General features: G+C 29.7%; 11 protein-coding genes. 10 read left to right on the top strand and 1 reads right to left on the bottom strand.

Translation table 11 applies throughout. From position 1 onward, the window contains the following. The first annotated feature begins 44 nt into the window (after window positions 1-44). The 5 genes from B2741_RS03010 to B2741_RS03030 all read left to right on the top strand — a co-directional run bounded on the left by B2741_RS03010 (window position 45) and on the right by B2741_RS03030 (window position 12,849). Complete coding sequence (locus tag B2741_RS03010) at window positions 45-7,028, top strand: polymorphic toxin type 23 domain-containing protein (protein WP_291135319.1); 6,984 nt, start codon at window positions 45-47, stop codon at window positions 7,026-7,028. Continuing rightward, window positions 7,022-7,660, top strand: a complete 639-nt coding sequence (locus B2741_RS03015; RefSeq protein WP_291135321.1) for a hypothetical protein — start codon at window positions 7,022-7,024, stop codon at window positions 7,658-7,660. The genes B2741_RS03010 and B2741_RS03015 overlap by 7 nt, the downstream gene beginning before the upstream one ends. Window positions 7,661-7,856: 196 nt before the next feature. Further along, entirely contained in the window at window positions 7,857-8,327 is a 471-nt protein-coding gene (locus B2741_RS03020) for a hypothetical protein (protein ID WP_291135323.1), read from the top strand. Continuing rightward, a complete protein-coding gene (locus B2741_RS03025) occupies window positions 8,266-9,042 on the top strand; it encodes a hypothetical protein (protein WP_291135325.1) in 777 nt (258 codons plus the stop codon). Before B2741_RS03020 ends, B2741_RS03025 begins: the two co-directional genes overlap by 62 nt. 6 nt (window positions 9,043-9,048) lie before the next feature. After that, window positions 9,049-12,849, top strand: coding sequence for a T9SS type B sorting domain-containing protein (locus B2741_RS03030; protein ID WP_291135327.1), 3,801 nt, complete (start codon window positions 9,049-9,051; stop codon window positions 12,847-12,849). Window positions 12,850-13,332: 483 nt separating this feature from the next. Here the strand turns inward: B2741_RS03030 and B2741_RS03035 are convergent, their stop codons facing one another. After that, window positions 13,333-13,758, bottom strand: coding sequence for a hypothetical protein (locus B2741_RS03035; protein ID WP_291135329.1), 426 nt, complete (start codon window positions 13,756-13,758; stop codon window positions 13,333-13,335). Between the two features lie 300 nt (window positions 13,759-14,058). Between B2741_RS03035 and B2741_RS03040 the strand changes: the two genes are divergently transcribed. Genes B2741_RS03040 through B2741_RS03060 form a run of 5 tightly spaced genes read left to right on the top strand, consistent with a single transcriptional unit; the run spans window position 14,059 to window position 22,953 of the window. Next, on the top strand, window positions 14,059-17,133 hold the full coding sequence (locus B2741_RS03040) for a type I restriction endonuclease subunit R (protein WP_291135331.1): 3,075 nt from the start codon (window positions 14,059-14,061) through the stop codon (window positions 17,131-17,133). 5 nt (window positions 17,134-17,138) lie between these two features. After that, window positions 17,139-18,755 carry an HsdM family class I SAM-dependent methyltransferase gene (locus B2741_RS03045; RefSeq protein WP_291135333.1) on the top strand — a complete coding sequence of 539 codons (1,617 nt, stop codon included), beginning with the start codon at window positions 17,139-17,141 and terminating at the stop codon, window positions 18,753-18,755. Next, a complete protein-coding gene (locus B2741_RS03050; RefSeq protein WP_291135335.1) occupies window positions 18,748-20,079 on the top strand; it encodes a restriction endonuclease subunit S in 1,332 nt (443 codons plus the stop codon). Before B2741_RS03045 ends, B2741_RS03050 begins: the two co-directional genes overlap by 8 nt. Before the next feature lie 2 nt (window positions 20,080-20,081). After that, window positions 20,082-22,013: an AAA family ATPase gene (locus tag B2741_RS03055; RefSeq protein ID WP_291135337.1), complete on the top strand. Its 1,932-nt coding sequence runs from the start codon at window positions 20,082-20,084 to the stop codon at window positions 22,011-22,013. Then, window positions 21,991-22,953 carry an HNH endonuclease gene (locus B2741_RS03060; RefSeq protein ID WP_291135339.1) on the top strand — a complete coding sequence of 321 codons (963 nt, stop codon included), beginning with the start codon at window positions 21,991-21,993 and terminating at the stop codon, window positions 22,951-22,953. The genes B2741_RS03055 and B2741_RS03060 overlap by 23 nt, the downstream gene beginning before the upstream one ends.

The following is a 22,953-nucleotide window of genomic DNA, read 5'->3' on the forward strand; positions in this document are numbered from 1 at the left end:
AAATGAAAAAGTTATTATGTTTTTTAATTTCATTAAGCTTTTATGTGTCATATTCACAGGATGATATTTTTGGAAATTCTCCTGTTCAGGGTATTATTCCTATCAAAAGAAGTAATGTACAAGAAAATAAAACAAATCTAAATAAATCTATCACTCAATTTAGTAGTGTAAGTCCAAGTTCACCAACCGGAAGTTCAACTGAAGTAGGAGTTACTGAAGGACAACTTTCTGTTTCACTAACAGGAGGAGCTACATATAATATTCCTATAGCAGTTCCTCCAGGAATAAATGGGATAGTTCCTCAAATTTCTTTAAGTTATAATAGTCAAGGAAATAATGGAATAGCAGGTTATGGTTGGAATATTTCAGGGGTTTCAGTAATAACAAGAATACCAAGCTCTAAATATCATGATAATCTGGTAGATGCTGTAGATTTTAATGTTATGGATAGATTTGCATTTGATGGACAAAGATTAATTGTGAAAAATGGAACTTCGGGGATTTATGGAGCTAATGAGACAATTTACGAAACTGAAAATTTTTCAAATATTCAAGTAACCTCTTATGGTGTTCATCCAAGTGGTCCAAGTTACGGACCTGCTTATTTTATAGTAAGATATCCAGATGGATCAATTGCTTATTATGGAAATTCTACTAATTCAAGATCTTTAACAGATTGGGCCATAGTTTATTGGGAGAATCCTCAAGGTGTAAGAATATCTTATGAATATTTAAATTCTAATAATTGTTTGTCAATAAGTTCAATTAAGTATGGAGCAAGATTATCAATTACTCCAATTAATGAAATTTCTTTTATTTACAAGACAAGGAATAGAAATGAGCAAGCTTACATTGGGGGGCAAAATTTTATCAAAAATATTATTTTAAGTGAAATTAGAGTAAAGGGAGAAAATGTTGGCTTCAGAAACTATTTATTATCACATGAAATTACTTCTTTGGGATATGAAAGATTAATTAGTATCACAGAGAAAAATGGAGATAATAGTAAGAGTTTTAATCCTACACTTTTTAGATATGATACAACAAGTGAAGATATTTCTTTTAACACAAACTCAGCTAATCTTACCGTTAATAATATAAGATCCGATAATTCATCAACAGTTCAAGGTGATTTCGATGGTGATGGCAACATGGATATAATATTGTATCCAACAACTGGAACAAATTCGAAAAAGAAATATTGGCTATTTTCAAATATTGAAGATTCAAGTTTGAATATAGGTAGTGAACATAATGTGGGTACCTTTTCGGAAATTTTCCCAATATCATGGTTGAGTTGGAATAATAAATTAATGCCTATGCAAGGATGGTGTGTTGTTCAAAATAATGTTTCTACAAACACCACTACATTCAATACATACTCTACAGGTATAACTAATCCAATTTATTTTCAATATTCAAGAACATATCAATTTCCTAAGTTTACATTTGGATATTGGACATCACCTTGTGATGATGGGGGCATTGGAATAGAGCCTAATAGAGATACTTTTATTGATTCAAATAATATAATCGTTCCGATCGATCCAGATGAACCAACTTATAATGAAATTGTAAGAGATATACCCAAAGAATATGTAACTGGTGATTTTAATGGTGATGGACTTTCAGATGTAGTAATAATTGAGAAACCAGTAAGTGTAACATATTTTACAGGTGGTTGTAATGGTCATAATGCAACATATACTAATCCTGGAGGAAAATCATATCTTTTAAATTTAGATAGAAGAATAACAACTGACTACATAAATGTTTCAGGATATTTACAAGTGTCTTCTAGTTCAAAGTTTATGATTGCTGATTTTAATGGTGATGGAAAATCTGATATATACGTTTTTGATAATAATATTTGTAGAATTTATACTTTGACAGCTAGTAATAATTTTGTCTTATTGAAAATTATTAATTCTACAAATATTAATTTGACTAAACCAGTATTAATGGGCGATTATAATGGTGACGGTAAATCTGATTTTATAATTCCTAAAGAGAATTTAAGTCCATTGTTTACAAAATATATTTCAACTGGAACAGATGTTATTATGACTGAAGTTGATTTAGGAATTGGTTCGTATTTTACAGGTTTTTATGACGGTAATGCCAGTACAATTCAACAAATTATTCCTAATGATTTCAATAATGATGGGAAAACAGATATTATTTTGACTAAATGTAGATATGTATATTCTGGAAATGCTGATTATGTAAATCAAAATAGATTTATTTCTGTAAGATATTACAGTAATAAAGGAACTACTTTTGAGTCATCTATGTATACTACTAAGATGGATTTTAGTGGTCTAAATCATTTCCCAATTGCAGTATCTCTATCTTTTGATAAGGTAAACTCAAATAAACAAATAAGTTTTATTTCTAATAATAATATCTACAGTGCAATTTCGCCTAAAGACAATGTAATTGATACTGCATTGAAAGAAATTATTTTGGGTAGTGGTGTAAAAGAAGTAATAACTTACCAACCTTTAAATAGTCAGGATTTTTCTTATGATAACGTTTTTGAACCGTCAACTTACACTGAAAATTATCCTAATTTTGATATTAATGTTGCCAACAATTTTAAAGTTGTATCTAAATTGGAGCAAGTAACAGCAACTCAATATAAACAACAAAAATTAAAATATTATGGGGCCGTATCAAATACTGAAGGTTTTGGATTTTTAGGTTTTAGAGGAATTGCAAGAACAAATTGGTTTAATGATAATAATCCAATTGTTTCTTCTGTTTCTAAACATGACATCAGTAAAAGAGGATTGGTAATTGAAACTTATTCGGTATCAGGTGATGTATATGGTAATTTTGTGAATTATACACCTTCTGATTTTATGAATAAAACAAATATGACTTATGTAGATGACTTATTGCCAAACAAAGTTTACAAAGTAAAAAATTCAGAAACAATATCTAGAAATGGTTTAGAGGGGACATCAAAAGAAGTAAGTACCCTTTTTGATGTTAATAATAATCCAACTAAAATAACCACAGTTTCTAAAAATGGTTCCGTAGTTGATAAAACAGAGGTTGTTGATATTGAATATTATCCAGCAACAGCATTACCTTTTTACGTTGTAGGTAGATTGAAGAAGAAAAATTCTACAGTTAATCATAATGGAGATACTATGACAGGGGAAGAGATTTACACATATAATAATGAAAACTTAGTGTCTAAAATTCAAAAAAAAGGGCATTTAACAAATTATCTCACTGAAGAAAACTTATATGATATTTTTGGAAATATAACACAGAAAAAGATAACAGCTTTAGGTATGATTCCAAGAATATCTAATTTTTCATATGATTCATCTGGTAGATTTTTACAAACAAGTACAGATATTGAAGGTTTAATTACATCATTTACCTACAACTCTAAAAATGGTCTGCTTTTATCTCAAACTTTACCTTCGAATGCAGGTTTTCCATTAACCACTAATTACATGTATGATTCGTGGGGGAAAAAAATTAAAGAAAGTGATTACTTAGGGAAAAGTTTAAACTTTAGTTATTCTTGGCTAAGTCCAGGAACCAGTGGATTTTACACGATGTCTAGTACAGGTGATGATAATTCTGCAAGTTTCACTTATATAGATGATTTAGGAAGAAAAATAGCTGATGGATATAGAACAATAAATGATGGAGCAATTTCAGATCCTAAAAACATTTTTCAAACTTTCGAATTTGATATTCATGATAGAATTGTAAAAGAATATGAGCCACAATTAACAATTATGCCTCAATGGTCTGGTCTTTCTACTACAACCACTTTTGACCAATATGGAAGAGTTGTTCAGGTTTTAGATCATAAAGGAAAAACATCAACAGTTAATTACAATGGATTAACAACTATATTTAGTGACGGGACAATTAATAAGACAGTAGTGAAAAATTCACTTGGTTATATTTTATCTATGACTGACAATGGTGGTACAATTAACTACCAATATTTTGCAAATGGTAACTTGAAACAATCTGATTTTAATGGAGTTGTAGTTCATATTGAACAAGATGGATGGGGAAGAAAATCTAAATTGACTGATCCTAGTGCAGGAATTTACGAATATGAATATAACGAATTTGGAGAATTAAAAAGAGAAAAAAATCCTAACGGAATAACTAATTATACAATTGATGATTTTGGTAAGGTTACTGAAAAAATAATTCAAGGAATAAATGGCAATCCAACTAATACAAAAACAACTTATACCTATGATTCAACATCTAAGTTGTTAATGAGTGTCAGATATGATGACTTTGCAGGAGGTTTTTTTACATTATATTCTTATGGATATGATAATTATAAAAGAATGAATTTTAATGACGAAAGCGGATTTAATGCATACTACCAAAGAGCAACTCAATTTGATGCTTTCGGAAGAGCTGAGAAAGAGTTATATTTAGCGATAAATACTTCTGATAACAAGCAGTCTTCTAAGTGGATAAGAAATACATATAAAAATGGGCATCATTGGCAAATTTTAGACGATGAAACCAACCAAGTTCTATGGCAAACAACCAAAGTAAATGGGTATGGTCAATTATTGAATGGAAATTATGGAAATGGAATAACTGTTAATAATACTTATGACCAGTTTGGATTTCCTACTCAATTTAAACATGATAAAATAGCTACTCCGTCAGTTAACATTATGACATTACAAACTTCTTTTGAGCAACAAAGATCAAATTTGACTTATCGTTATAATAGTTTGTTCGATTATAGAGAAGATTTTACTTATGATAATTTGGATAGATTAACAACTTGGAGTAATAATAACGAATTGCATAACTTTACCTTTACAAGTGCTACAGATGGATTTTTACCAACTAACTCAGGTGTTACAGTTTCTAATATTTCAAATTCAATTTATTCTAGGCTAAATATAGAAACTAATATTAATTTTCAAGGTACAGAAAAGGTTGTTAAAAACGGATCAATAGTTGGTCAGGTATATCAATTTTCTGGGAATTTGTATTTTAGGAATTTAGTTTTAGGTAACATAATTAAGTACATAGTAATAGAAAAAAACCCAACAACTGGTGAAACAGTTGAAACAGAACATGGTATTGCTTCACAGCATGATACGTTTTCATTTCAACATACAGTAACAAATTATTCTGAAATTTCTCTTAAGATAATAGCAGGTAATGAATTTGATTTTCAATCTCCTATTGTTTTCTCTTTAGATAATATAAAAGTAAGTGAAGTTGAAATTTTTAATCAAAATTATGATAATTTGGGAAGAATTCAAGAAAATAATGTTGGGACGTACAACTATACAAATGTAAACTCCTCAAATTCGGTTCCAAAACATTTTCAAAATAGTTCTATTGAAACCAATTCAAAATTTACAGATTATTATTTGAGTAGAGCGAATTTAGACATTACTTATAATGCTTTTAAGAGTCCAATTGACATAATTGAAGAAGGTAAAGATAAATTAAGTTTTATTTATAACATGAATAATAGTCGTTCTACAATGTATTACGGTAGTTTGGAAGCAGATAAACTTTTGAGAAAATTTAGAAGACATTATTCTTCAGATGGAAGTATGGAAATAAAACAAGATATTATAAACGGTACAGTTGAATTTTTAACTTTTATAGGGGGAGATGCATATTCAGCACCAATAGTTTTAAAGAGTGACGGAACTACACAAAATTATTTATACCTTCACAGGGATTATTTAAGTAGTATTGTTGCAATAACAGATAATACGGGGAATATTGTTGAAAAACGTTTATTTGATGCTTGGGGTAATATTAAAAAAGTTCAAGATGGTAGCGGCAATAATTTAAATGCTTTAACCGTTATGGATAGGGGATATACTGGTCATGAGCATTTACAAGGTGTAAATTTAATTCATATGAATGGAAGATTATATGACCCGGTTGTACATAGATTTTTACAGCCTGATAATTTTATTCAAGACCCGTATAATACTCAAAATTATAATAGATATTCGTATGTTTTAAACAACCCTCTGAAATATACTGATTCAAGCGGTGAGTTATTTTGGACTCCAATTTTAATTGGGGCTATGATTGGTGCAATTTCAGGAGGAATTAGTTATATTGCATATGCAATAAAAACTGGTGATTGGTCATGGGGAGGTTTTGGAATGGCAATTGGAGGTGGTGCTATAATTGGCGGTATTACTGGAGGAATTTCTCCTATGTCTCTTTTTTCAGTTGGTAGTTTTGGTCAGCTTGCTGCAACATCTTTTGCCGCTGGGTTTATGCCAGCAATTAGCGTGCCTATTGGAGATTGGACATTATCAGCGTCTCCCACTATTGCTTTTGGAAATTCAGCTGGTGCAGGAATAAGTTTTGGGGTAACATATGATGATGGTAATTTTAGTGTTTCTGGAGGTTATGGTATTATGGAATACTCAAACTATAATGGTTTTGGTGCCAATTCTAGAGAATTTAGATATTCAGCTCTAGTAAGTTATGGTGACGGTAAAACTAGATTTACTTTAGGTACAAATTTTTGGAAAGGAGATTTTAATCAGCAAACAGGAATGGTAGGAATACAAAGTGGTGATTTCAAAATTGTATATGAGAATGATGGTTCAATAGGGCCTTTAGGAGATGGTGGAGATAGTTTTAGGACAGCAGCATTGAATTTATCGTATCAAGATTATACTGCTGGTTTTAATTTAATGACAGGTAAAAGAGATTATGAAGGTGAAGAGAGTTTAGAAGGAGGTCATAGAGGAAAACCAGAGATTGACAAATTTGGTAGAAGAATGCCAAATGGTTATGTTCTAGAGGAAGGTACTAAATATAGACTGGGTGCTCTAACTGTTGGTTATAAAAATTATAGAGTAGGTGTAAATAGTGAACATGTTAGACATGCTATTCAAGATCAGGCAATTCATAATTTAAAATTTGGTCCGCTAGATAAAAGACAGAGAGGTTTTGAGAATCAATCTTGGAATTGGAATAGTTATTTTCAATATAAAACATCTAATCAATTTACATCATGGTAAAATATAAGCTAGTTTTTTTTTCAATATTATTTTTTTCTTGTGCTTCTAAAAAGCAAAATGAGGAGAAACTATTATATATTGAAGACATTAGAAATAGTAATAGTACTTTACGGATGGATGGTTTTTACTATAAAGATTCATCTTCAGAATTTGAAAAATCTATAGATGTCTTTTTGTTATTTAAAGAAGGAATCCTTGTAAATGAGGGTAGATATAATAGTGTTTCTAATAATTATTGTTTAATTGACACTAAAAAGGAAAATACAATTGAAAATGCAATTAATAATTATAAATCAAGATTAATTCAATTAAAAAGATTTAATGATTTACCTAGCTCATGTAAAATTTTAGAAAATGATTTAGATGGAAAAGGCGTTTATTCAATAAAAAATGATAGTATAATACTTCAATTTTTTAAATCAGATTTCAAGAAAAAAAATAAAGACTCATTGAATGATTATTTTTTGCAAGAGCATCAAGGTGTTGTTTTAAATGATTCAATTTTTAAAATTTTTAAAGTTATTAATTATAGAGATAATAATTCAATTGATGTAAATTTTATTTATAAGTTTAGTAAAGATTCAAATAAGCCTATACTAGATTCTAAAGAGATTTTGAATAAAATTTATTAGTACTAAAATGATTGTATTAAAGAAATGTAGTAGTTCTTGGAACGGTTATTTTCAATATAATGTTCCAAATATATTCACATCATGGTAGTTAGATTTTTTTTTATTAGTATCAATTTTTGTTTTATCCTTATCTTGTGTTCATCCTTCTTGTAGAATTGAATTAAATAATGATGGAGAACCCATAGTTAATAAGGAAATGTATTCTTTAAACAAAAAAATATCAGACGATGGATTTAAAGTTTTAGATACTAATTCTTATTACATTGAAACTTTTGAAGGAATAGATTCAAATGAAAGTCAAAGATTTAACCCTATGATTTATAAGTTTCATTCTGATGGATATTTTAAAGAAGATTCTTATTTGTATTTTGGTAATTTTGATAAAGTAAGAAGTAAAAATTCTATTTATTATGGAGGTAGATATTTTATAGAAGGACAAAAAATATTCATGGAATCGTTTTATTCTTTTAAAGGAAGTAAAACCAATAGATATTCTAAAGTTATTAGCAAAGGAACTATAAAAAATGATACTATCAACATAGACTTTTTTGGAACTAATCATAAATTTGTAAAAAAAAATATAATCAGATTTTCAACTAATCATTATGAAAAAAAACCTATTTTTTTTGCTTATAGTATCACTTGTAAGTTGTTCAACAGAAGATAATAATACAGCTTCATTTTCAATTAATTTAGTCTCAAGTGAAACAACGGTTAGTATTGATCAAGCATTTACTATAACTGTTGATGCTAATGAAGAAATTAAAGAACTATGGGCCTCTACTGATAATTTTGCGACTGGTGGTTATGCTATTAGACAGTTTGGTACAAGCCATGTATTAAACTTTAATTTTGATACTTTAGGTCAAAAAAGGATTTCAGTAAGAGCCAAAAATCAAGATAACGTGGTTTCAGAAAATCAAGTGATTGTTACAGTATCTAGGGGAAATGCACTCAAAATAAATGGTGTACAGATTATTTCTTTTTATGGTATAAACACCACTTATGATCCTGAGTTTCCAACAACAAGTCCAAATCATTTAGCTGATTTGCGTTTTGGGTTGTCAAAAAATAAATTAGGTAATCCATTAGACAATATTTATAGTCCTGTTTTTTGGTATCTTTCGAATATAATAGAAAATCAAGGAAACATGACATGGGATTGTAGCAATGCTGAATTATTCATAAACCAAAATGCTTCTCTAAAATTTGGTTTAGCTGATATTGATAATGGAATAGCTGGAGCAGATTTGTTAAATGGACCGCCAGATTATCGAGAAATTAGTTTTAGTAATTATATAGAAACAAAACCAACAACAATTACATATACTTTTCCTGAAATAAATTTAGAATTTAAGTTGTTTGTTGAATGGGTTAATTAATTTTTTGTGAAAATATATTTTAGTATATTATTTTTAATGTCAATGTTGGTTTCACATGCTCAAGGTGAAGCCAACATTTGGTATTTTGGTCAAAACGCAGGTTTAAATTTTAATAGCGGTGTTCCTGTAGCTTTAACTAACGGGCAATTAGTTACTGATGAAGGTTGTGCTACCATCTCAAATTCAAGTGGTCAATTGTTGTTTTATACTGATGGTATAACTGTTTATAATCGTAATCATTCTGTAATGTTAAATGGTACTGGATTAATGGGACATCCTTCAAGTGTTCAATCTGCTACTATTGTACCTAAGCCAGGTTCAAATAATTTATTTTATGTTTTTACAACACCAGAAGAGAGTAATCCAAATGGGTTTAGGTATTCTGTAGTGGATATGAACTTGGATGGTGGGAATGGAGCAGTAACAGCGGATAAAAACATATTAGTTTACTCGCCAACAGCTGAGCATTTGGGGGTTACTAAACATGCAAATGGGCAAGATTATTGGATAATTACCCATGGATTAAATAATAATAGCTTTTTTGCTTATAAGTTAACTTCTTTAGGTTTAGATTTAAATCCAGTAGTTACTAATATTGGAGCAATTTTAACAGGGTCAACATTAGATTTTTTTGAAGCTGGGTCAATTAAAATATCCCCTAGCGGTTCTAAATTAGCCTTTACTAGTGTAATGGACATAGCTCAGTTGTTTGATTTTAATAATTTAACGGGCGTATTATCAAACGAAATTACCTTACTAAACGAGGTAGGGGAATTAGTAGGTGCTGCTTTTTCTCCTGACGAGTCGATCTTATACATAGCAAATAGTTTTGGAAAGATTTATCAATTTAATATGAATGCAGTTGATATTCCAAATTCCAGAATTACGATACACAACGGCAATATACCTGGTCAGTTGCAATTGGGTCCAGATAATAAAATATATATAGCGTTTAATAACAGGACAAAGTTAGGAGTAATAAATAACCCAAATATTTTAGGTTTAGGATGTAATTTTGTTTTAGATGGAATTGATCTGTCTGGAAGATTAAGTAAATTAGGTTTGCCATCTTTTAATCAATCATTTTTCGCTCCGAGTATAAGGTTTCAAAATGCATGTGTAGGAGAGGCAACACAATTTCAATTAGGAAATGCCACAGCCACAAGCGCTGTATGGAATTTTGGTGATGGAAATACCTCAAATAGTTTATCACCAACTCATACTTATACAGCACCAGGAACTTATACAGTTTCGGTTACAGCAACAAGTAGCAGTGGAACAGGCGTAACGACAAGAGATATAATAATTTCTGCAGTTCCCACAGCCACACAACCTAACAACATTTCAATTTGCGATGATAACAATGATGGCTTCTATAATTTTGATTTAACGTCACGAAAACTAGCTATTTTAAATGGTCAATCAGAATCGCAATTTAATGTGCGCTATTTTGCTAATGCTACCAATTATTCGAACAATGTTGTAATTGCAAATCCTATAAGTTTTCCAAACACAACGGCTTATCAAAGCCAAACGATTATTGCAGAAGTTTATAATATTGCAAATCCAAATTGTAAAGCAACTACAACTTTTGATATTCAAGTTTTTGAAAGCCCAAGACCAAGTCTATCAGTATCGCCAATTCAACTTTGCGACAATACTTCTTTTGGTACAGATACAGATGGCAGAGTAGTTTTTAATTTAACTAATAGACAAGCTGCCATTTTGAATGGTCAGTCACCAACTAATTTTACAGTTTCATATTATAAAGATGCTGCTTTAACCGATTTAATTAGTAACCCAACAAGCTATGTAAATTCAAATCTACAAGAAACTATTTATGTGAAAGTAGCGAATAACCAAAATACAACTTGTTTTGCTACTACTTCGTTTCAAATAGAAGTATTTAGTTTGCCTGTTATTACTACCGTTGCTAGTTTAAAACAATGTGATGATAACAATGATGGTTATAGTGCTTTTAATTTGACTCAAACAAATGCTTCATTAGTTGTATCCACGACTGGTTTAACTTTTTCATATTTTGAAACATCTACTGAAGCACAAAGCAATACAAACCCGATATTAAATTTTACAGCTTATACGAATCAAACGGTAAGTACAGACCAAGTATTTATTAGAGTTCAAAATAGCAATGGTTGTTTTAGAATTGCAACTTTAAATTTAGTCGTTTCAACAACTCAAATATCAAATTCCATACAAGAGCATTTTTATGTTTGTGATGATGTTGCTTCGGGTTCCATAACAGATGGAATTGCAACTTTTGATTTTAGTAGTGCAAATGCTCAAATAGCTTCACAATATCCAAGCGGACAATTGTTAGATATTACTTATTACAGAAACGTCACAGATGCATTAGCAGAACAAAATGCGATTTCCGATATTTCAAATTATACGAATATTGGTTATCCAAACACACAAAATATTTACGTTCGTGTCGATAGTCAATTGAATAATGAGTGTATTGGTTTAGGGCATCACATAACCTTACATGTAGAAAGAATTCCAATTATTCAACCTCAAACCTATACGCAGTGTGATGATAATCACGATGGAATTTTTCCGTTCAACATTACTAATTTACAATCCGATGTTTTAAACGGATTAACAAATGTTACCTTGAGTTATTGGGATGCAAATAATAATCCATTACCAAGTCCATTGCCAAACCCTTTTAATACAACTTCACAAACAATACGAGTTAGAGCAACCAACAATACAACATCAGCTTGTTTTTATGAATCAACTATTACTTTCAAAGTAGATGATTTACCAGAAGCTTTTGCAATTCCAACAAGTTTGACTACCGTTTGTGATGACGAAGCAAATCCAGTTAATCAAGATGGTGTTTTTCCTTTTGATACAACTAGTTTTCAAAATACGATTCTAGGAACTCAAACAGGAATGATTGTAAACTATTTCGACGGAAATGGAAATTCACTTTCAAGTCCATTACCAAATCCGTTTTTAAGTGCTACACAAAATATCCGTGTTGAAGTTATAAATCCATTAAATACAACTTGTAAAGCGTATTTGACAATTCCTTTAGTGGTTTACCCAGTTCCTGAAATTGAATTGTATGGGGATGAGCTAATTTGTAGCAACAATCCATTATTTACAAAAGAAATCAGTGCAGGATTATTAGATGAAACTATTGTTTCAAATTATACTTATCAATGGTTTTTGAATAATAATCCGATCAGTGGAGAAACAAATTATACATTAACTGTAAATACAGAAGGAATTTATACAGTCGAAATAACAAATTCCAATGGTTGTGTGCGAACCAGAACACTTACCGTTACAGCATCAAATATTGCAACAATTGAAAATGTTCAAGTGGTTGATTTGTCAGAAGAAAATTCCGTTACAGTTTTAATTACAGGATTAGGAGATTATGAATATAGTTTGGATAATGAAAATTTTCAAACATCTAACGTGTTTACCAATATTGAAGCAGGAATTTATACCGTTTATGTGAAAGATTTAAATGGTTGCGGAGTTGCTATGGAAGAAATTAGTGTGCTTGGAATTCCAAATTATTTCACACCAAATGGTGATGGTTATAATGACTATTGGAATATAAAAGGAATAAACAGCCGTTTCAATTCTAATACTATCATTTATATTTTTGATCGTTTTGGCAAACTAGTAAAACAGATTAGTCCATTAGGTCAAGGGTGGGATGGAACCTTTAATGGAAATCAAATACCTTCATCAGATTACTGGTATTCAGTTCAGTTAGAAGATGGACGAGTTGTAAAAGGGCATTTTAGTTTGAAGCGATAGGAAATAAATTAGTTAGTAAAAATTATATACAATGAAAAACCCTGTAAAATCAATGTTTTACAGGGTTTTCCGTGGACTAGATAAGAATTGAACTACCAAATATTTTTTGAAAATTTAAAAAGATAAAATAGAAGCTTTTTTAGCATCAATCAATAACTTTATTGATCAAAAATATCCTGCAATTGGAATTCGTATTAAATCTGATTTTGTTGAAGAAATTAAAATTGATTTTTTTGATATTGAGGAAAAAATTGAAATTTGGATTGAAGAAAATGGCGGTATTGAAAATTTAATAGAAAAATTAAATTTGAATAAATGCGAATGGACAACATACGTTTAGCAAGATTGCGAATTTTGTGGAAAATTCACGTTTCTATATAAGTAAAGCATTGTAGTGTTTTGATATTTAGATGTTTAATTAAATTAAAAACGTTTGAAAATGTTTTAATTCGTTTAAAAATGCATAAATATCTTTAAAATGTTTTATGCATAGAAAACATCTGGAAATTCTACAACAAGTTTACCTTGTAAAGTAGGATGACTATCATCACCCATTCCAAAGGTTACATTAGATTCAAGACCATTCTTTGACCTATAAAAAGTAATAGGATTATCTACATCTTCTACAAAGGTAATGGCACCTATTACAATTTCATCAGTATAGGATTCATAAAGTAAAACTTCTGAATTAATGAAATGATAACCATAGATCTCAATAGGTTCAAAATCATCTTCCGATTCAGGTATAATACAACATCCAGCTTTATAATGTGGATTTGTATTTAAAACTTGAATCCATAAAGATTGACCTTTAAATCCTAACACCACAAAATAAAAATCTTCTTCCAAAAGAGATCTTCTTTGTTTTTTGTATCGAATTATCTGACCTACGGTAAATTGACTTTTCATTTTTGAATCATATCAATAAAAATACGAAAAAAGGATTAATCATTTCCTTTTGATTGAATTTTTTTAATGTATCTACATCTTAAAAATTATTCTAAAAAGTATATTAAAATATTAAATTAAATAAAAGAATGACCTGTTTACGGATTTCCACATTTTTTTATCAAGACCTTTATTTACTTTAGCTCCCAAAGGTACCCCCGTAAAAATACCTAGTTTGAAAATCAGGTATTTTTACGGGTTGTATAGGTGCTTTTTTTTCGTTAAGTTTGAGGGTTTATACTACATATTTAAAATTAATAAATGAAATTCAACGAAGATTCTCGTGTAAAAATACCAGCCTTATTACATTTAATACGTTTGGGGTATCAGTATATTCCTTTGAATGAACAGAATAGAATTGAAAGTAATAATATTTTCTCTTCAATTTTCATTCCTAAGATTTCGGCTTTAAATGGAATATCAGAACAAGAGGCGCAACGAATTTTAGATGAAATCAATCTGGAGTTGGATTATGAAGACTTGGGAAAAAAGTTTTACGAGAGATTGACTTCAACTTCAGGAGTCAAATTGATTGATTTTGAAAATTTCAGCAACAATGAATTTCACGTTACCACAGAATTAACTTGTAAATCGGGAGATGAGGAGTTTCGTCCAGATATTACGGTTTTAATCAATGGAATGCCTTTGGCTTTTATTGAAGTGAAAAAACCTCACAATCAAGAAGGCGTTATCAAAGAAAGAACTCGAATTAATCAGCGTTTTAAAAATAAACACTTTAGACGTTTTGCTAATATTACCCAGTTGTTGGTTTTCTCTAACAATATGGAATATGAAGATGGTATTGTAGAACCAATTTTTGGAGCCTTCTATGCTACGCCTGCTTATGAAAATGTTAATTTCAATTATTTTAGAGAAGATGCAGATTATCCTGTTCAACAAAAGTTGAAGGATATTGATGATAAGAACGAAAACGAACTTTTAAAAGATAACAACTTGATTGTTATTAAAAATAGTCCTGAATACATTACCAATAAACAATCGAATACGCCAACGAATCGAATTTTAACTTCTTTGTTTAGTAAAGAACGTTTGAAATTTGTTTTACAATACGCCATTGTTTATGTGGAAGAAGAAGTAACAGGAAAAGTAGCGTATCAAAAGCACATCATGCGTTATCCGCAGTTATTTGCCACACAAGCTATTGCAACTAAAATTGATGCAGGACAAAACAAAGGGATTATTTGGCATACGCAAGGTTCAGGAAAAACGGCTTTAGCTTATTATAATGTTAAACACTTAACGGATTATTACGCCAAGAAACAAGTTATTCCAAAATTCTATTTTATAGTTGACCGATTGGATTTATTAATTCAAGCTTCAAGCGAATTTGCTAATAGAGGTTTGAAAGTAAAACAAGTCAATTCCAAGCAAGATTTTATTGCTGACTTAAAAGTAGTGGGTGCTATTCATAATGATAGCGGAGTTCCTGAAATTACGGTGGTGAATATTCAGAAATTTTCAGAAGATGCCATTGCAGTTAAGGATATTAGCTATGACATTAACATTCAACGTGTATATTTCTTAGACGAGGCACACAGAAGTTATAATCCCAAAGGAAATTATTTAGCGAATCTGATTAATTCAGACCGTTCTGCGGTGATTATTGCTTTAACAGGAACGCCTTTATTAAAAGAAGTTGCTAAAGAATACGATTCTAAAATGTTATTTGGTAATTACTTTCACAAGTATTACTACAACATGTCGATTGCTGATGGTTATACGTTACGTTTGATTCGTGAACAAATTGAAGGTAACTTCAAAATGGAAATGAAAGAAGTAATGGATCAAATCAAAGTATTACAAGGCGATATTAGTACACGTCAGATTTATGCGCATCCAAAATTTGCGCAACCATTACTAGATTATATCGTAAATGATTTAATTAAATTCAGACGTGAACAACAAGATACTTCTTTGGGAGGAATGGTGGTTTGTGATTCAGCGAATCAAGCAAAAGAATTGTTTCGATTGTTTGAGGAAAAATATGGCGAACAAGAAACGGATGCTAGTATTTTAATGGCAGCCGAACCGCCTGAAAAATATGGAAATCACGATGAACCAAAATTGACTGCTGCTTTAATCTTACACGATGAAAACGACAAAGCCATTCGTAAAGAATTAATATCCACCTATAAAAAAGGAAAGGTTGATTTGTTGTTTGTTTACAACATGTTGCTGACTGGTTTTGATGCCAAACGATTAAAGAAATTGTATTTGGCTCGTGTAATTCAAGACCACAATTTATTACAAACCTTGACTCGAGTTAATAGACCATATAAAAAATATCAATACGGCTATGTGGTTGATTTTGCTGATATTTCAAAAGCTTTTGACCGAACTAACAAAATGTATTTTGATGAATTGCAAGAACAACTAGGCGATGAAATGGAAATGTATTCGCATTTGTTTAAATCGGAAGAAGAAATTCAAAAGGAAATTCAGGAGATTAAAGAAACGCTTTTCCATTACGATACCCAAAATAGAGAGTTGTTCTCACAACAAATCGCCCAACTTACAGATAAAAACGAGTTGTTGCGCTTGATTAAAGCCTTACGTACGGCTAAAGAATTGAAAAATATTATTGCAGTTAACGGATATGAAGCTTTAGATGGTGTTGCTGATTTTGATATTTGGAATCGCTTGTTATTAGAAGCACAAAGTCGATTAGATAACTTAAATTTTGTGGAGAGCATTGGAAATGAAGAGGCTTCTGCTAATTTATTGAACACTGCTTTAGAAGATGTGATTTTTCAATTCATCAAAGTTGATGAAAGCGAGTTAGTATTAGCTGATGAGTTCAAAAATATATTACGCAAAACAAGGGAATCGCTTCAAAATAATTTTGACCAAATCGACCCACAATTTGTAAGTTTGCGTGAAGAGCTAGAACGTATTTTCAAAAAGAAAAATTTGAGCGAAGTTACGCAAGCCGATATGATTGAAAACATGCATTTACTCCAAAAAATCTACGACCAAGCCAAAGAATTGAATCGTAAAAATGCACTGTTAAAAGCAAAGTATATCAATGATGAAAAATATACTCGTATTCATAAGAGATTGAGCGAAAAAGGAACCCTTAACGCTAAAGAAATGCAATTGCATAATGCCTTAATGCAAGTAAAACAACAAGTAGATAATAAATTAGAAGGACAAGAAGATATTATGAAAAACGAAGCTTTCTTTAAACGTTATTTATTGCAATTAGTGGTTCAGGAATTTAAGAAAAATGAAAACATTCCATTGGATTTTCCTACTACTGAAACCATCAATAATTTAATAGTGAACGAATATTTACAACAATATCAATACCGATAGAAAAAATGACGCAGGATATTAACTTCATGACCAAAACAAAAGCACTGATTGATAACTTAAAAAGTGTGTGTGCAAATTATGGCTTGGGAAATGATGGAAACGAATTTAAAATTATTACCCAAGTATTTTTATACAAGTTCTTAAATGATAAGTTTCGCTATGCGGTGAAACAAGAAAAACCTGAACTAGACCAAGCGGAGAATTTTTCAAAAGCTTTAATAGATTTAAGCGAAGATGAATACCAATTCTTAATTGCGAGTTTAGACCCCAATATTCCTCGTTTACGTCCAGAGCATTTGATTTCGCATTTATTTGTGAAACAAAACGATAGTGATTTTGCGAAAACCTTTGATGATACCTTACGTCAGATTTCGATAGAAAATGCCGAAGTATTCTCGGTTAAATCGTTCTCAGGTGCGAAAGACACTTTGTTTGATGAGTTAACACAATATATTTCAGATAGTTCACAGCGTGATGCTTTTGCTAAAGCATTAATTAATAAGCTGTTTGAATTTAGTTTTGAAGAAATGTTCGAGCAGAAATACGATTTCTTTGCTACTATTTTTGAATACTTAATTAAAGATTATAATACCGACTCTGGAGGAAAATATGCTGAATATTATACGCCTCATGCTGTAGCACGTATTATGGCACAAATTATGGTGCCAGCACCTGTAAAAGGAGCAAAAGTATATGACCCAAGTGCGGGTTCGGGGACGCTTTTAATGAGTATAGCTCATCAAATTGGAGAAGAAAATTGTACGATTTACTCGGAAGATATTTCGCAGAAATCGAGTAATATGTTGCGTTTGAATTTGGTATTAAATAACTTAACGCATTCGATACCCAATATCATTAAAACTAATACCATAGCACAACCTACTTACTTAGATACTAAGTTTGATTACATTGTTTCGAATCCTCCGTTTAAATTGAATTTTTCTGATTTTCATACCGATTTAGATAAAGATACTTTCAAAAAACGATTCTTTGCAGGTATTCCAAAAATACCAAATAAAGACAAAGACAAAATGGCGATTTATTTATTGTTCATACAGCATATTATGTTTAGTTTGAGTGATACGGGTAAAGCGGCTATTGTAGTTCCTACAGGTTTTATTACGGCACAAAGTGGTATTGAAAAGAAGATTAGAGAACGTTTGATAACCAATGGTTGGTTGCGTGGTGTGGTGAGTATGCCTTCTAATATTTTTGCGACTACTGGCACCAATGTTTCGGTGTTATTTTTAGACAAAGAAGCGGATAGCGAGCATATCGTTTTATTGGATGCTTCTAAATTAGGAGAAACAGTTACTGAAGGAAAAAATCAACGAACCGTTTTAACACTGATAGAAGAACGATTAATCATTGATACATTGAATAACAAAAAAGCGGTAAAAGATTTAGCCGTTGTAGTGTCTAAAGAAGAAATAGCAGCAAAAAGCTACTCGTTCTCAGCAGGGCAATATTTTGAAGTAAAAATTGAATATACATATATTACTCCTGAAGAGTTTGCAAATAAAATGAAAACCTTTGAAACTAATTTAAGTGAACTTTTTAATGAAAGTAAGACCTTGGAAATAGAGATTCAAAATAATTTGAAAGGGTTGAAGTATGAATAATTGGAAACAAATATCAATAGGTGAATTTGTGGATTTCAATCCATCAGAATCAATACCTAAAGGTAAATTGGTAAAAAAAATTCCAATGGCAAAACTTACTGAATTTGTTCGTAAAATTAATGGATATGAATATGCGGAATACAATAGTGGACCAAAATTTAGAAATTTTGATACATTAGTTGCAAAAATAACACCTTGTTTAGAAAATGGTAAAACAGCATTTGTAGATATACTAGAAGAAAATGAAATAGCGTTTGGTTCATCAGAATTTATCGTGCTTAGAGAAAATAAAAATTCTACAAGTGAATTTGTGTACTATCTAGCTAAAAGCCCTGTTTTTAGAGAACGTGCAATAAACTGTATGGAAGGAACTTCTGGTCGTAAAAGAGTAAATGAAGGTGCTTTAAAAAGACAGGAAATTATAGTTCCTGATAAACCAACCCAACAAAAAATTGCTAAAGTCCTTTCTGATTTAGATGCTAAAATTGAGTTGAACAACAAAATTAATTCAGCGTTAGAAGCTATGGCTAAGACTTTGTATGATTATTGGTTTGTGCAGTTTGATTTTCCAGATTCTAATGGTAAACCTTATAAATCTTCCGGTGGTAAAATGGTTTGGAATGCCGAGTTGAAAAGTGAGATTCCTAAAGGATGGGAGGTTAAATCTCTAAGTTATATTTGTGAAATTATCAATGGTTATGCATTTAAAAGTGAATGGTATACTGATTCAGGCGTTAAAATTATAAGAACAAAAAACTTTGAAAATGGTTATGTTGATTTAAATGATTTGGTTTTTTTAGATAATGAATTTGCAAAGCAATTTGATAAATATCAATTGAAAACATATGATTTTTTAATGGTTATGGTTGGAGCTTCAACTGGAAAACATTGTACTGTCAATTCTAATATTTTACCAGCTCTACAGAATCAAAATATGTGGCGCTTTATTTCTAAAATAGAAAATCAGCAATTGTTTTTAAATTTAAAATTAGAAAGAATTGTACTGGAATTAGAGAATACAACTAATGGTAGTGCAAGAGGATTTTTTCAAAAAGACAGTTTTTTAAGTAAAATTGTAGAAGTCCCTAATCAAGATTTAATAGAAAATTTTTGCAATAAAATAAATAGTGTTTTTAAAAGAATTGATAACAATTTAAAAGAAAACCAAGAACTCGCCTCGTTACGAGATTGGTTGTTGCCTATGTTGATGAATGGGCAGGTTACGGTGGCTTCGACAAGCTCAGCCACCGAAAAAGGTTATGAGGTTGAGGATAGCGAGTTGGGAATGGTTGCGGAGGATAAGGTTGAATGTAAAAAGAATTAAGGATGATATTGTCAGCAATATATATAGAGAATCATTTCTTATTTGAAAAACCGCAAATAATAAATTTTGGAGGGAAATATTTTTTTTCAATCCTTGAAAACGGAAAGATTTCTAAAGAAGAAAATAAAAGTTATATACCAAATTTTTATAATGAAGATAATGTTTTATTATTATCAGCAATTGTTGGTGCAAATGGTGCAGGAAAAACAAATATTTTAAGGGCAATAAGTCAAACAAGTGATGAAAGATCAATTGCTTTAATTTATGAAGATGAAAACAAAATTTTAATACAAAATAAAAAAGTAAATAACTTAGGTATAGATAATTTTGATTTCGAGGAAATAGATAGTAATGACAAATTGTATCCTTTATATTATTCTCCAAGCATAGATTACGATATACAAGATATATTTAGTCCTATTTCACCCTCACGAAATTTTAATTCTAGTTTGAGTGAATTTTATTTTGACAATTTAGAAAGACAATTATTCTTTTTAAACAGTCCTAAAATAGATATTCTTAAAGAAGTATATCCTGACACACCATTTTATTCAAGTTTAAATGTTAAAGTAAATAATTTTAATAAAAGCCGATTTCTTAATATATATAAAGATGCTACTTTAGGAAAGAGTTTAAATAAAGAATTAGAAATTTTATGGAGTAGTTATAAAATTGAATCGGAAATGATTCATAATGATGATGATTTTTTGAAAAATTTAAGGATAATGTTATTTTCATTATTAGTTTTAGACGATACTTATCCCGTAACAAATAATAACGGATTTGAGATAGGTTTTGAAGATGTAATTCGTCAAAACACATTCACTGGAAAATTAAATAAATTTTTAGAAAAAAGAATTTGTAATATTGATTTACCAACTTTCAACATTTTAAAAGAGAATTATATTTTTGATGTTAATAACCTACAAGATTTAATTGATAGAATTGATAGGAGCAAATTAAAAATAATTTCTGGTGGATTTGATTTTGAATCAATTAAAGCCAGAATGATTAACTGTATTAAGTCATTTAAGGCAGTCAATGAATTTCATAAATTCGTAGGAAATTTTGATTTAGATAGTAGATTAAAAATTGAAAATGAAAAAGTTTTCGTTGAATTTAAAATTGAAGAACAACCGAAAATCTTAGTTCTTATAAAAGAATATGAAAAACTTATTTCAGTTTTCAAAGAAACAATACAACATAGTAATTTTAGAATTTTAAACTTTTATCCAGATAAAAAGCTATCTACAGGTGAAAAATCTCTCTTAGATTTTTTTAGCAGTTTATACTATTTTACAATTGACAAAACTGATCATCAAAGGAGAAAAGAAAATTACTTATTGCTTTTAGATGAACCCGAACTTGGGTACCATGCTTTATGGAAAAAAAAGTTTGTAAATGCAATTACTAAAGTGTTACCAATTATTTTCAGCGAGCTTGACAATAATCCAAAAGTACAAATAATTTTCACGACACATGATGCATTAACACTTTCAGATATTGCAAATTATAATGTTACATATATTTACAAGAATTCTACAAAAAAAGTATTGTCACTGAGTGAATCCAAAGAAAAGAAAGTTTTTGGTGGAAATATAACAGATATTTTAGCTGATTCTTTTTTTGTTGGTGATGGTTTAATAGGTGATTTTGCAAAAAGTAAAATTCAAGATTTAATTGATTACATAAATTATTGGGACAAAAAAAGGAAAAATAATGATTCTATTGATTTAGAGTTAGAAGACAAAATAAAATGGATTTCTTCAAAAATAGTTGCCAAAAAAGTCATTGAACAGATTGGTGAGCCTTACTTAAATGATAAGTTAAATGATATGTTTTTGGAAGTATTTCCTGATTTTAAGAATGAAGAGATTATAAGACTAGAAGAGAAAATTAAAAAGTTGAAAGATGATACCAATTCAAATAAATAATTCTTTAGTCGAAGAACACTATGAAAGTATAGAATTCAATTTATTAAAACAAATTGAAAGAGTATTGAATGATGATGGTATAAAAAAAACAAGAAATGGAAGTACTTCAATAATTGAATTTTCAAATCAGCTTGAAGAAGATTTAGAACTATTTATTTCAGATCCTGAAAATAATTTAAAACCTCTAATTACAATAAAACCACAATCACTAGTAAATAAGATTGATGAGCTGATTGTGCATAGACCTAATTATTTAAATAAATGGCATGATGATAATTTGATTTTAAAAAACATTTTTATTGATAATGGTTATGAAAATAAAAGTTTTAATAAATGGAATTTTATTAATAAAATAAACATTGATACTTGCTCATACTGTAATAGAAATTATATTTATACAACAAAAAAGAATAAAAAAATAAAACCTGAAATAGATCATTTTTACCCTAAATCAAAATATCCTCTTTTAGGACTTAGTTATTATAACTTAATACCTGCATGTAAATCTTGTAATGGATTTGGTGCTAAAGAAGAAAGAGATCCATTAATAGAAGGTTTAACAAATCCTTATTTATTAAACTACAATGACTTTGAATTAAGTCACAAAATAAAAAACATAGCAATTATAAATCCATTATCTGGAAAATCAGACGTTGAAGTTTTTTTTAAAAAATCAATTCCGGGTCATTTAGAGGTTTTTAATTTGAAAGAATTATATGAATTACACCATGATCATGCAATTGAATTAATTATTAAGAAAAGATTAAAATATTCAAAAAAATACAGAGATTATTTGAGTTCATACAAAGGATTACAGTTTAGTAAATCAGAAATTGATAGAATGATTTTAGGGAACTATGCATTAGAAAAAGAACAGCATAAAAGACCACTGTCGAAATTGTATCAAGATATTGGTAAAGAATTGGGGTTGATAAAATAA

It is taken from the genome of Flavobacterium sp. UBA7663 (assembly GCF_002483315.1).
Lineage (GTDB): Bacteria > Bacteroidota > Bacteroidia > Flavobacteriales > Flavobacteriaceae > Flavobacterium.